Genomic DNA, 13,716 nt, shown 5'->3' with positions numbered 1-13,716 from the left:
ACATAGAAAGAGGAAGCGCATTTAAAATGTGCACAGATCATCAGCCTATGCTGCTGACACGGAAGGAGGAAAATGGGATGAGCATCCGGCTTCAGTTCATTATAGGAATAGGGATTGCGGTGGCGTTGGCGGCCATCGTCAATATGATCAGGCGGGGAAAGATCGATCTGCGTTACGCGCTTCCCTGGCTGGCCCTGGGCATGTGCCTGCTGATCCTGGACATTTTTCCCGGCATTCCCGGCTGGCTGGCTAGGCTGATGGGCATTGAACTGCCCATCAATATGCTGTTTTTCTTCGGTTTCTGTTTTTCACTGATCATTATTTTTCTCCTGACCATGTCTTTATCCAGAATGACGGTGAAGATCAAACAGCTCTCCCAGGAGCTGGCGCTGCTGGAAAAGAGGGTGGAGAATCAGGAAAGGTCTCCGGAAAAGGCCCCGTATCATTCGGAGGATGAGGAGGAGAGTGTACTGCCATGATACAACAGACGAAAAAAGGCGGTCAAGCCTTAGCGGATAAAATCTATCGGTACCGTTTCCTGATCGGCGCGCTGATTGTGCTGCTTGCTGTAGCGTTTCATATCAGCGGATCCTCCATCGGCATGTGGGCAGAGTATCTGCCCGGCGCAAAAGACACCGGGCTGCTGCTCGGAACGTCGCGTTCCATCCGGGCGGATGAGTGGGCGGTCAGCACGGTGGAATCCTTTGCCCAGACCTACAGTAAAAGCTTCGGGTATTATGGCAGCATACTGCGCGGCACGGTTACGGATATGGTGCTGTCAAGCAATGCCCCGATCCTGGGTCCCATCGCCGTAACACGGCTGTTCAGCATGGGGTATGCTGTCTTTGGAATTGACGGCGGACTGGCCTTTTTCTGGACAGCCCGGCTGGTGGCTCTGTTTCTGGTAAATATGGAATTTTTCATGATGATTACGGATAAAAATAAAAAATATGCGCTGACAGGGACCCTGCTGGTCACCTTTTCCGCTGCGGTGCAGTGGTGGTATCACAGCAGCGCCCTTTTAGAGAGCATGGTTTACGGCGAACTGGCGGTACTTTTGTTCGGGGCTTATTTCCGTGAGACCAGATACTGGAAACGGTGGCTCTATGCCCTGTGTTTGGGGCTTCTGGGATTTTCCTTTGCGATGGCGCTCTATCCGGCATGGCAGGTCCCCTTCGTCTATGTCTACGCAGTGCTGATCGTATGGACAGTCATCAAAAACTGGAGCAGGGGCTGCTTTGGCCTGAAAGATGCGGGGCCGGTATGCCTTGCTCTGCTGATCCTTGGCGGCGGCATGCTGTATTTTTTAAGGAATTCTGCCGAAGGCATGGCGCTGGTGGGGCAGACGGTCTATCCCGGAGCGAGGTTTGAAAACGGGGGCGGGATCTTACTGGGCCTCTTTCAGTATGCCAACTCGGTCTTCTATCCCTTTACCAGCCATGGCATTGTAGGAAATGTCTGTGAGCAGTCCACGATGTTTGACCTGTTTCCCTTAGGCATCCTGCTGTCCGCCGGTGTGTTGGCTGCCGGCAGGAACAAGGGTGGGAAGAGGGGAGATAAGAAGGACGGGCTTCTTATTGCGCTGCTTTTGCTGGATCTGTTTTTCGGCCTGTGGTGTGTTCTGGGATTCCCGGATTTTCTCGCGAAAATTACATTTCTATCCAACTGTCAGCCTTCCCGCGTGCTGGTGATTTTCGGCTATGTGAACATCATTCTCCTGATGCGCGCGATGGCGCTGTGGAAAGGGGACGGTTTAAAGCCGGTTACCGCTGCGGCAGGCGCAGGGGCCTTTGCTGTTTTTGTTGGACTGGCCGCCAACTTTGCGCAAAGCGAGTATGTGACAAAGTATATGCTGGCGGCGGAGGCGGTACTGCTGTTTGTGCTGGCCTACAGCTTCCTTAGAAAGAATGGCCGGCTGATGCTGTCTGCCGTGTTGGTTACGGTATTCTTTACCGGCATCGCCGTTAATCCGGTCAGAAGGGGTACGGACGTGCTTTATAAGAACCCGCTGGTGGAAGGGATCGCCCGGATAAATGAAGAGGAGGAAGGCCTGTGGCTGGTGGAAGGCCTGCCCTACCCCATGACCAACCTGCCTTTGGCAGTGGCTGCGCCTACCGTCAATTCCACCAATTATTATCCCGATCTTAAGCGCTGGAGACAGTTCGATCCGGACGGCACACAGGAGTATTACTATAACCGCTTTGCCCATATCGAAGTGAATCTGCAGGACGAGCGGGAGACCTGGTTTGCAGAAGGCATCACCGGGGATCGGTTTGTGGTGAATTTAAACCCGGAGGATCTTAAGACACTGGCAGTGAAATATGTGCTGACCTCCAATGACATCAGCGAACTTGCTGCAGAGGCGCAGCTGGTGTTCGAATATGAGGGCTATTGCATCTATAAATGTGAGTAGTGTGCAGATTGGAGAAGAAAAGATCAGCATGGTTGAAAAAATAATAAGAAACATAACATACTGGTCCGCGTTGCTTTTTATTCTGATTATGGCTGCCTGCAGCCTGTTTTCAACGACATATTTCCGTACGGATTACGCCGAAGTTCCGCTGTACCGGGCCGACTTATGGCCGTTGCTGCTGATTGCGGCAGCGGGGGTGTGGGCGCTGTTTCGGGTAATCTGCCGTCTGCTGGACAGATACCGCATCACCGGCCGCTCGGTTATGGCGGTGCTGGCGGTATACAGTCTGCTGTTTAGCACGGGCTGGGTTCTGATTTCCAACAGCGTGCCCACCGCGGACGCCAATACCATATCCATCATCGCGGCGGAATTCGCGCAGGGCACCTACACCGGCCTGATGCCGGGAGCATACCTGTACCGTTTCCCGCATCAGATCGGCTATACGGCTTACGTGGAGTTTATATACCGGCTGTTCGGCGCGGGTAACTATCTGGCGGTACAGCTGATCAACAGCCTTTGGATCTGCCTAATCCTGTTCTGCCTTTACGGAATCAGCGGGAAGCTTTTTGGGGAGAAGTCTGCCAGAAATACGGCGCTGCTCCTGTTCTTTTGTTTTCCATTATATTTTTATGCCACCTTTGCCTATGGAAACATCCCATCATTGGCCCTTTCCCTGGCGGCGCTGTGGTGCATGATCACATACGTTGACAGCCGTCATCCGTCATCTTTGACAGCCGCGGGCGCATTGGCGGGTCTGGCGGTTCTGTTAAAATCAAACAGCCTGATCTTTGCGGTGGCCATGCTGATTGCCGCGGTGTTTGCAGGAAACAGGATATCCTGGAAGCGCAGGCTGCTGGCAGCTGCCGCATTTCTGGTTTTGATGCAGCTGCCAGGCATCTGTGTAAAGCAGATGTACGCTCTGCGGGCGGATGCGGAGGTTGGGAACCACGGTATACCCAAGACCGCCTGGATCGCTATGGGCCTGCAGGATGGTGACCTGGCGCCCGGCTGGTACAACGATTATGTGATGATCGCTTATCAAAAATATAATAATGACAATCTGTTGGTGGCGGAAGACGCCAGACAGGAGATCGATAGGTCGGTGCGCAGCTTTGTAAGTGACCCCGTCTACGGCATGAAATTTTTCGGTGAGAAATTCATTTCACAGTGGAACGATCCCAGCTATCAGTGCTTCATGGTGGGCCATGAAGCGGATGCGCCCAGGGGATGGCTTGCGGACAGCATGTATTACAGAACGTTTCATGGGATCGTGATGGGCTTTATGAACGGCTATCAGTTTGTGATACTGGCCTTTGCGGCTGCCTTTCTGATCGCGCGGAGGAAGAAATGTGACCTGCGCGTTCTGCTGCCGGGCATGATCGTGGTGGGAGGCGTGCTGTTTCATTTGGTGTGGGAGGCGAAATGCCAGTATGCGCTGCCGTATTTTGCGGTGATGGTGCCTTATGCGGGGGCGGGGGTGGACTTACGTCTTCTGGAATAATTCCCGGTGTTAGGTTGAACTATGTTTGGTGGATATGAGTGCAGTTTCAATTCAGAGGAGTGAACAGCATCTTAATGTGGAATGAGGAGGTCAGCATGGACTTCTATAAAAGAGTGGCATGTGTCTGCAAACGGATACCTTATGGAAACGTAGCGACCTATGGACAGATCGCACTGCTCTGCGGCAGCCCCCGCAATTCAAGACAGGTGGGCTATGCCCTGAACCGGGGATTGGCAGGGGCGGAAGCACCGGCTCACAGAGTGGTCAATCATCAGGGATTCTTGAGCGGAGCACAGGCGTTTGATATGCCCGGTCAGCAAAAATTGATGCTGGAGTCGGAAGGCGTAAAGATTGAACGCCAGAAAGGCTGTGACCGTACGGATCTTAAAAAATATGGCTGGAAGCATACGCTGGAGGATGCGTTGGAGCTGAAGGCAGAATTTGAACAGGAAAACATATGATGGGTAAAGAGCTCTGCGGTGTATAAATAGATGCACTGCGGAGCCTTTTTAATTACGACAGACGCATAAGGCAATTAAAAGATCGGGGTGATGTCTTAATTAAAATCTTTCAGTTTTTTTACAGTACTGTGGATAATGTTGAAACCGATAAATGGAAATGCTATAATTAGCAAATTAATTATGGAATAAGGAGAACTATTTGAAAAGAGGAAAAGTTTTAGCAATACTGTTCTTTACGTTATTTTTGATTTATGGAATATGCGTTTACCGAGACTACGGCTTTTCGTGGGATGAAGGGATAGAGAGAAACAGCAGCCTTATCACCTATGGCTACCTGTTCCCCTCGGTGAAAGAGACAGTAACAGATACTTTAAACTTTGAAGGCCTCGCGGAATTTCACGAGTACAAGGACCGATATTATGGTATGGCCATGCAGCTGCCACTGGTGGCGGCAGAACACCTGACGGGATTTACCATGGACTATCAGCAGATTTATTATATGCGGCATCTGTATGTTTTTCTCTGGTTCTGGGCAGCGTCTGTCTGCTTTTATTTCCTTTGCCGAAGATTTGTGAAGAAAGACGGGCTTGCGCTGGTCGGTGTGGCCTTACTCATACTGTCCCCGAGGATACTGGCGGATTCCTTTTACAATATTAAGGACAGTCTGGAGCTTTCATTGTATATCATCAGTGCCTGGCTGGGGATACGTTTCCTGGATCGGCCCAATTGGAAGCGCATGATGACTTTTGCATTTATGGGAGCGTTGTGTACAAATGCCCGTATAGTGGGGGCAATTGTGATCGCAGCCTGTCTGGCTGTCGGGATATTTCGGGCAGGCTGTCAAGAGGGTCACAGGCATGATATCAAGCTTTTTCTAGGAGCGGGTATCTGCAGTATCGTTTTTTATATCGCCCTGTCGCCTATAACATGGGAAAATCCGGTTCAGGGAATTATCGGCACACTGGAAAGATTTTCTAGCTACGACTCCTATACGAATGGGGTATGGTTTATGGGAAAAAGCTACTCTCCCAGCGATTTACCATGGTATTATCTGCCCGTGTGGATACTGGCGACTACACCGGTCATCACGCTGATATTGCTGGCTGCAGGCATCGGTACGCAGCTATTCGCAGCTGCAGGCAGATATAAAAACCGGATGGGGTTATCCGATTCTTCTTATAATAAGGTTTTTATGGGCCTTTTAACTGCTGTTCCCCTATTGTATGCGATAATAAGAAAACCGGTGCTGTATAATGGATGGCGGCATATGTATTTTCTTTACCCGTTTCTGGCTTTTTTCGCGTTCTTAGGCTTTTGTTTTCTTTGGTCCAGATTCAAAAAGACGGCAGGAATAGTCACGGCATTGGGACTGTTGCTGGTAATCAGCTGGATTATACGTTACCATCCGTATGAGTATGTTTATTTTAATGCAATAGGAAGAGTGAATACGGAGTATAACTTTGAGCAGGATTACTGGGGAGTGACTCAAACGGATGCACTGCGGTATATCTGTGATCAGGACAGCCGCGACAGTCTTAAGGTCTGGATGTACGCACCGGATCTGTGCCGTTATCTTTTGGATGAGGAAGATCAAAAACGGGTGATTCCGACCACCCCTACGGAAAGTGCGGATTATCTCATTGTCCCGCAGTCCAGTCCAGGCGTTGAAAATTCCATAGGAAGTATGGAGATGTTTGAGGTATATCACGAAATTAAAATAGAGGGCAGGATATTGTGTACGATATACCGCAAAAAATATGAGATTGCCTTTCGAACCCGCTTGAACGAGGATTTAGAAAATGATAGTTGTCTCTTTACAGTTGGAAATATTCAGTTTACCTGCAGCAGAGAGGACGGAAAAACAAGATGGATTGGAAAACTTGACACGCCTATGAGTTATCACAAAATTGCTGTGGACAGCAATGCGGATCTTAGTGAAATGAAAGTCTTTATATCCGAAGACGGTGAAAACTGGATCTGGCTGCAGGGAGACGATGAGAAGCAGTCTGCAATACAGATGCAGTATATTTGTTTTGAACATAAGGAGATCAAAGATCAGCCACAGCTGCAGGTGGATATCACAGTATACAGGGATTTAGAAAATATACAGGGTATTGTGGAGCAACAGCCCATTCTGACCGTGACAGCTTCCGCCAATGCTGATCAGGCGCCTTTTGCTACGGATAAGGACAGTTCCACCCGCTGGGAGAGCGTCGAAGAGCAGAGGGCAGGGATGTATTATGAGATTGAACTGCGTCAGCCGCTTATTCTGTCCGCGGTTCTTCTGGATACCGGCGGCAGTTCATGGGATTATCCGAGAGCGCTGGAATTATGGGGATCCGAAGACGGTGAGAACTGGAACCGTATATCCTATATGACCGGTGATAACGAACTGTATACGTTTTCACCGGTGTCGGTAAAATACATGCGCTTTATGTTGGGAACGCCAAAAGAGAGTGTGGAGTCCAGCTGGAGCATCTATGAAATTGAGCTGTACCAGTCGGAGTAAATCACCATACGACGCCTATCTGGCAAGTTTCTGTTGAAACCAATGTATAAAAATGATATAATTACCAAAATAATGCGGTAGTATGCGTATTTGACACTGTGCAGGAAAGGAAACCGAAATAAATGGGAAAAATAAAAGTAACCGGATGTGAGATTGATGGCTTATGTGTGATCGAGCCCACTGTTTTCAAGGATGAAAGAGGGTATTTTGTAGAAACCTATAATTATAATGATTTTAAGGCGGAAGGGCTGGACATGCAATTTGTGCAGGACAACCAGTCCATGTCCGTGCGCGGTGTGCTCCGCGGCCTGCATTACCAGAAGCAGTATCCCCAGGGCAAGCTGGTGCGGGTGATCCGCGGGGAAGTATTCGATGTGGCGGTGGATTTAAGAGAACACTCCAAAACCTTCGGAAAATGGTTTGGCGTGGTGCTGTCTGCGGAGAATAAGAAGCAGTTTTATATTCCGGAGGGATTTGCCCACGGATTCTTAGTGCTCTCCGATGAGGCGGAGTTCGCGTATAAATGCACGGATTTTTATCATCCGGGCGATGAGGGCGGACTGCTGTGGTGCGATCCGCAGATCGGTGTGGAATGGCCTCTGCAGGAAGGCGTGGAGCTGCTGCTTTCAGAGAAGGATAAAAACTGGAAAGGACTGAAAGAAACCGGGTTTACTTTTGCCTGACCGGCGCCGGGTTCCAGGGATAAAGATGATAGGTGTTGTTTCGGAAGTAAAGGATATCTGGAAGAAAAGAGGGCTCGCCTTTACACTGGCCAAAGCGGATTTTAAGAAACGTTTTGTGGGCAATTCTTTCGGTATCCTGTGGATGTTCGTGCAGCCGTTGGTGACGGTTGCGATCTATTATATGGTATTTACCCTCCTAAGGGGAGACCGGGGACAGGCAGGCGGACCGCCGTTTATCCTGTGGATGATCGCCGGAATGATTCCGTGGTTTTTCTTTAATGAAGCCTGGAATGTGGCCACCACCAGCCTGCAGGAGTACAGCTATCTGGTAAAAAAGGTGGTGTTTCAGATCAGCGTGCTGCCGGTGGTGAAGATCATATCCGCTCTCTTTGTACATCTGATATTTATGCTGATTCTGTTCGCCATGTATATTGCCATGGGCTATTACCCCACAATATACTGGTTGCAGATTCCGTATTATTTTATCTGCATGCTGCTTCTGATCGTGGGACTCGCATTTCTCACCTCGGCGGTATATGTATTTTTTAAGGATATGGGGCAGATTGTGAACATCGGCCTCCAGTTTGGCATGTGGCTGACGCCGATCATGTGGGAGCCGCAGATGATCCCGGCCAGATTCCAGTGGCTGATCAAGCTCAATCCCATGTATTATATTGTGGAAGGATACCGTGACTGCCTGCTGGAGCATCAGTGGTTCTGGCAGTTCCCTAAACAGACGGCATACTTCTGGCTGCTGACGCTGGGGTTCTTCTTTTTAGGAATTACAGTGTTTCGGAGACTGCGCCCTCATTTTGCGGACGTACTTTAGGAGGAAGCATTAAGTGACTGCGATAAAAGTGGACAAGGTGACGAAGGTCTATAAGCTGTTTCATAAGCCTATCGACCGTCTCAAGGAGTCTTTAAATCCTTTTCATAAGGAATACCATAAAAAGTTTTATGCGCTTAACGAACTGTCCTTCGACGTGGAGGAGGGGCAGTTTGTGGGGATTATCGGGACCAACGGTTCCGGGAAATCCACGATATTAAAGATCATTACAGGGGTGCTCACACCGACCACCGGTTCCGTTACGGTGAACGGACGCGTGTCAGCCCTTTTGGAGCTGGGCGCCGGTTTTAATATGGAATACACCGGAATTGAAAATGTGTATATGAACGGAACTATGATGGGCTATACGAAGGCGGAGATGGACGCAAAGCTGCCGGAGATCCTGGAATTTGCGGATATCGGTGATTTCGTGTACCAGCCGGTAAAGACTTATTCCAGCGGTATGTTTGTACGGCTGGCTTTTGCGCTGGCCATCAATATCGATCCGGAGATACTGATTGTGGATGAGGCTCTGGCAGTGGGCGACGTGTTTTTCCAGGCGAAATGCTATAAGAAGATCAACGAGATCTGCAAGAGCGGCACCACGGTCATTTTGGTTACGCACGATATGAGCACCGTGATCAAGTACTGTGACAAGGTGGTCCTTTTGAACAGAGGGCAGTTCGTGGCTGAGGGCGAGGCAGGTAAGATGGTGGATCTGTATAAAAAGATCCTGGCTCACCAGTTCGATGACGACGATGAGGATGAAAATAGCCAAAGAAAGCCGCAGCCTGATGCGCTCACGGCAGGAGAGATATGGAAAAACAAACTGACGCTGAATAAGCAGCAGCTGAAATACGGCGATAATAAAGCGGAGATCATAGATGTGGGCCTGTTTGACCATAACGGAGAGCTGACCAGCATGCTCCTTAAGAACAAACGGTTCATGCTCAAGATGCGCGTGCGTTTTACGGAGGATGTACGCGAACCCATCTTCGCATTTACCATAAAGGATTCCAAGGGCACGGAGCTGACCGGCACCAACACGCTGATTGAACAGGCGGATGTGGGCACTGCCAGAGCAGGCGAGGTTTACACGGTCTCCTTTGAACAGCGCATGATGCTGCAGGGCGGAGAGTACCTGTTATCCCTTGGCTGCACCGGCTTTGAAGGGGGCGAGCTGGTGGTGCATGACCGCCTGTACGATGTGGTGAATATCACGGTTATTTCCAATAAGACTACAGTGGGATATTTTGATATGAACTCAAAGGTAACTGTGGAAAAATGATAAGGAGCTCGTTTCATGGTCGAACTAAATGAGATACTGAATCTGAAATTTTATAAAGGCGAGGACCTCTACAGCGACGGCGACGTGGAAGACGAGATCCTTAAGATCTGTAAAAGCGGTCAGGATATACAGGAGCTGCTTCGCAGCACGGACCGCTGGCCTCTGCTGTACCATCTTTCGGATGTGCGTGAAAATGTGCTGGACTGGTACGGTTTTGACCCGGAAGCAAATCTGCTGGAGATCGGCGCAGGCTGCGGAGCCATATCCGGGCTGTTCTGCCGGAAAGTGAAGCGGGTGGTGGCGATTGATTTATCCAAACGCCGTTCAACTATAAACGCGGTCAGAAACGGCGGAATGGGCAATCTGGAAATACTCGTGGGTAATTTTGAAGACATCGAAATAGAGGAGAAATTCGATTACGTGACGCTGATCGGCGTCCTGGAGTACTCCGGCTACTATATCAGCAAAGGGGCCGATCCCTATGAGGCCATGCTGAAAAAGGTTAAGAAGTTTTTAAAGCCCGGAGGCAGGCTGATCATCGCGATTGAAAATAAATTCGGACTGAAATACTGGGGAGGCGCTGCGGAGGACCATACGGGCGGATTTTTCGACGGCATCGAGGATTACCGGAAGGTGGACGGCGTCCGCACTTTTTCCAGGCCGGAAATCACGCAGCTTCTTAAGAGTGCAGGATTTTCAGAGAATACATTTTACTATCCCATGCCGGATTATAAACTGCCGGATACTGTGTACTCCGATGAATTTCTGCCCAAGCCCGGCATGCTGGAGCATGTGACGGATGTGTATGACAGGGAGCGCTTTGTGCTGTTTAACGAGAGCTCGGCATACGATGCGCTGATACGGGACGGACAGTTTCCGTATTTTGCAAATTCATTTTTGATTATCAGCCGTTGAGGCAGCCGTATTGCGCGGTGACTCATTAAGCAGTGCGGATTGAAATGTGGAGGTTTTTATATGCAGCAGGTTCTATATGCAAAATATAACAAAATGAGAAAGGACGAATTTCAGATCCGTACCGCCATACTGCGCGGTGAGGACGGCGTTTGGGTGGAAAAAAGTGCGGTCAGAGAATCTGGCACGGCCCATATCGCAAAGTTTGTCCCTCATTATGAAGCGGTTAAGGCATGTTTTGCCAATGTAGAGCCGTTAAAGCCGGAAATGTCGGACAAAGTTATGCGATATCCCTATCTGACCGGACGCACGATGGATGAACTGCTGTCTGAGCGTTTAAGAGACAGCACAGATTTGATTGAGACCGTGCGCCAGGCCTGCGATCTGGTATTCGCCGTTAAAGAGGGCGGTCTGGTGCCGTTTGTGAAGACGCCGGAATTTGTCCGGGTGTTCGGTGACAGGTTTTGCGGGGAGGATATGTCCTTTACCGCGTCCAACATCGATATGATATTCGAGAATATTATGGAGTCTTCAGGGAAATACATCTGCATTGATTATGAATGGGTGATGGATTTCCCTGTTCCGGCTTCTTATATTAAATACAGGAACCTGTACTATTTCTACCGCAAATACCGCCGCCAGTTCGCGGATCATTTTAATATCGATGAGTTTATGGAGCGGTTCGGCATCAATGAAGAACAGCAGGATATATTTGCGGACATGGAGGCAGAATTCCAGCAGTATGTGCATGGGGAGGATAACTGCTGTGCATATCTGAACCGGTATGTGCAGAAGCAGATTACCTTTGATCAGCTGAAATCCGGGCAGCAGGCTCACAAGGTAGTGGAGCTGGAAAATGCTATGCAGCTGAAGGACAACCACATCCATAACCTGGAGTATATGATCGCCGAACAGCAGAAAATCATTGATAAATACACCCACATTAAGAAGATCGCGAAGAAATTCGGCGCTGCGCCGGTCTATAAAGGGCTGAAGGCGGCAGCGAAAACCGGAGGTAAGGTAAGGCGGGCGGTTCTTCCGGACGGCAGCCGCAGGCTGTATGTTACGAAGGGAATCGGGCGTATCGTCTGTCATCCTGCAAAATCCTTCCGGCTGTGGACATCGGTGAAAAAGGGAAACTATTTCGGTGGCAGCAGCGAGCTGGATGAGCTGTATTACCAGCATGGCATCCTGAAGTTTCCGGCGGCCGACACGCCTAAAGTATCTATCGTCATACCGGCTTATAATCAGGTGGGATATACGTACCGCTGTCTGGTATCCATACTGCAGAACACGGCGGATGTGCCCTATGAGGTGCTGATCGGCGATGACGTTTCGACGGACGGAACCAGGCATCTGGCCATGTATGCGAAGGGGATCCGGGTGATTCGAAACGGGACCAATCTGGGATTTGTAAAGAACTGCAATCATGCGGCGGAGTCCGCCAGGGGAGAGTATATACTGTTCCTCAATAACGATACACAGGTAAAGCCAGGATGGCTGTCAAGCCTGATCGCGCTGATCGAATCGGATCCTTCCATCGGCATGGTGGGGTCCAAGCTGGTCTATCCGGACGGCCGGCTGCAGGAGGCCGGCGGTATTATCTGGCGGGACGGTACCGGCTGGAATTACGGCCGGCTGGATGATCCGTCCAAGCCGGAGTATAACTATGTCCGTGAGGTGGACTATATATCCGGAGCGGCACTGATGCTTCCGCTCGAGCTGTGGAAAGAGATCGGCGGCTTTGATGAGCGGTACGCCCCGGCCTACTGTGAGGATGTGGATCTGGCATTTGCGGTCAGGGATAAGGGGTATAAGGTGATGTATCAGCCCCTTTCAGAGGTGGTTCACTACGAGGGGATATCCAATGGAACCGACCTTGACAGCGGCATTAAAAAATATCAGAAAATCAACAGTCAGAAATTGAAGGAAAAATGGGAGTCTGTCTTCGGCCTCCAGTATGAGCACCACCCCGAGGCGCCGGAGCTGTTTCCCGCCAGAGAGCGCTTAAACGGCAGAAAAGTGATTCTGGTCATGGACCATTATGTGCCGGAATTTGATAAGGACGCCGGTTCCAAGAGCACCTTCAGCTATATGCGCATGTTTCTGGAGAAAGGCTATGTGGTCAAATTTTTCGGAGATGACTGCCTCCATGCAGAGCCCTACACCGGCACGCTGGAGCAGATGGGTGTGGAGATCCTGTACGGCGACTGGTACCGGGCCAATATCCTGGAATGGATACGACAGAACAGAACCTATATCGATTTTATCTATATCAACCGCCCGCATATCGCGGTGAAATACATCGATTTCATCCGTGAATATACCAGAATTAAGGTGATTTTTTACGGCCATGACCTGCATTTCCTCCGTGAGATGCGCGAATATGAGGTGACCGGAGATCCTGCGCATAAGAAGGAATCTGAGTTCATGAAAGGCCAGGAGCTGGAGCTGATGCGCAAAGCAGACATGACGTATTATCCGTCCTGCGTGGAGCGCGATGTGATACGCAAAATCGACCGGAAGATACCGGTAAAGGCGATCGGCCTGTATATGTACGAGAGCTTTAAGGAAAGCCTGAATCTGGACTTTAAAAACCGCAGGGGCATGCTGTTTGTGGGCGGGTTTGCCCACAGGCCGAACGCGGATGCCGTCCTGTGGTTTGTAAAGGAGATCTACCCGGCGGTCAGAACGCAGCTGGGGGATGTCCCCTTCTATGTCGTGGGTTCCAAAGTGCCTGATGAAATCAGGGCGCTGGAAGGCGGCGGCGTGGTGATCAAAGGGTTTGTCAGCGAGGAAGAACTGGAAGCGCTGTATGCGGCCTGCCGCATAACTGTGGTGCCGCTGCGTTTTGGCGCCGGAGTCAAGGGAAAGGTGCTGGAATCCCTCTATAACGGTATGCCGACTGTCACCACAGCAATCGGCGCGGAAGGCATCGAAGATGTGGAAGAGGTGCTTGAGATCGCGGATACGGCGGAAGAGTTCGCACGCGTTACAGCAGAGCTGTACCGGGATGAGGAGCGCCTTCGGAAGATGGCAATGGGTACCCAGGAGTATATGAAGGCGCATTTCAGTATGGATGCGGTGTGGGCGAATATTGCGGAGGATTTTCAGTAAACAAAA

Annotated in this window: 10 protein-coding genes; all 10 read left to right on the top strand. The window is 50.2% G+C overall.

Annotation, left to right across the window (positions count from 1 at the left end; genetic code table 11):
• Positions 1–77 precede the first annotated feature (77 nt).
• Complete coding sequence (locus DWZ56_RS05725) at positions 78–479, top strand: DUF2304 domain-containing protein (protein WP_118555589.1); 402 nt, start codon at positions 78–80, stop codon at positions 477–479.
• Positions 476–2,413, top strand: coding sequence for a DUF7657 domain-containing protein (locus DWZ56_RS05720; protein ID WP_118555429.1), 1,938 nt, complete (start codon positions 476–478; stop codon positions 2,411–2,413). Before DWZ56_RS05725 ends, DWZ56_RS05720 begins: the two co-directional genes overlap by 4 nt.
• 28 nt (positions 2,414–2,441) lie before the next feature.
• Complete coding sequence (locus tag DWZ56_RS05715; RefSeq protein ID WP_158584464.1) at positions 2,442–3,914, top strand: glycosyltransferase family 39 protein; 1,473 nt, start codon at positions 2,442–2,444, stop codon at positions 3,912–3,914.
• 95 nt (positions 3,915–4,009) lie between these two features.
• Positions 4,010–4,375, top strand: coding sequence for an MGMT family protein (locus tag DWZ56_RS05710; RefSeq protein WP_118555427.1), 366 nt, complete (start codon positions 4,010–4,012; stop codon positions 4,373–4,375).
• Positions 4,376–4,574: 199 nt separating this feature from the next.
• Positions 4,575–6,884: a discoidin domain-containing protein gene (locus DWZ56_RS05705; protein ID WP_118555426.1), complete on the top strand. Its 2,310-nt coding sequence runs from the start codon at positions 4,575–4,577 to the stop codon at positions 6,882–6,884.
• Between the two features lie 122 nt (positions 6,885–7,006).
• The gene (rfbC, locus tag DWZ56_RS05700) at positions 7,007–7,567 is read left to right on the top strand and encodes a dTDP-4-dehydrorhamnose 3,5-epimerase (protein ID WP_118555425.1); all 561 of its coding nucleotides are present in this window, start codon (positions 7,007–7,009) and stop codon (positions 7,565–7,567) included.
• Positions 7,568–7,592: 25 nt separating this feature from the next.
• Entirely contained in the window at positions 7,593–8,396 is an 804-nt protein-coding gene (locus DWZ56_RS05695; protein WP_118555424.1) for an ABC transporter permease, read from the top strand.
• Positions 8,397–8,409: 13 nt separating this feature from the next.
• Complete coding sequence (locus DWZ56_RS05690; RefSeq protein ID WP_118555423.1) at positions 8,410–9,681, top strand: ABC transporter ATP-binding protein; 1,272 nt, start codon at positions 8,410–8,412, stop codon at positions 9,679–9,681.
• Positions 9,682–9,696: 15 nt separating this feature from the next.
• A complete protein-coding gene (locus DWZ56_RS05685) occupies positions 9,697–10,596 on the top strand; it encodes a class I SAM-dependent methyltransferase (protein WP_118555422.1) in 900 nt (299 codons plus the stop codon).
• Between the two features lie 60 nt (positions 10,597–10,656).
• Positions 10,657–13,710, top strand: coding sequence for a glycosyltransferase (locus DWZ56_RS05680; protein ID WP_118555421.1), 3,054 nt, complete (start codon positions 10,657–10,659; stop codon positions 13,708–13,710).
• The last annotated feature ends 6 nt before the right edge of the window (positions 13,711–13,716 follow it).

The organism is Lachnotalea sp. AF33-28, assembly GCF_003477885.1.
Classification (GTDB): Bacteria; Bacillota; Clostridia; order Lachnospirales; family Lachnospiraceae; genus AF33-28.
Note: the sequence above shows the minus strand (reverse complement) of the source record. Positions and strands in the feature narration are given on the sequence as shown.

Coding starts and splice junctions, on each gene's coding strand:
- DWZ56_RS05725 (WP_118555589.1), top strand. CDS start 78: ATGAGCATCCGGCTTCAGTTCATTATAGGAATAGGGATTGCGGTGGCG.
- DWZ56_RS05720 (WP_118555429.1), top strand. CDS start 476: ATGATACAACAGACGAAAAAAGGCGGTCAAGCCTTAGCGGATAAAATC.
- DWZ56_RS05715 (WP_158584464.1), top strand. CDS start 2,442: ATGGTTGAAAAAATAATAAGAAACATAACATACTGGTCCGCGTTGCTT.
- DWZ56_RS05710 (WP_118555427.1), top strand. CDS start 4,010: ATGGACTTCTATAAAAGAGTGGCATGTGTCTGCAAACGGATACCTTAT.
- rfbC (WP_118555425.1), top strand. CDS start 7,007: ATGGGAAAAATAAAAGTAACCGGATGTGAGATTGATGGCTTATGTGTG.
- DWZ56_RS05695 (WP_118555424.1), top strand. CDS start 7,593: ATGATAGGTGTTGTTTCGGAAGTAAAGGATATCTGGAAGAAAAGAGGG.
- DWZ56_RS05685 (WP_118555422.1), top strand. CDS start 9,697: ATGGTCGAACTAAATGAGATACTGAATCTGAAATTTTATAAAGGCGAG.
- DWZ56_RS05680 (WP_118555421.1), top strand. CDS start 10,657: ATGCAGCAGGTTCTATATGCAAAATATAACAAAATGAGAAAGGACGAA.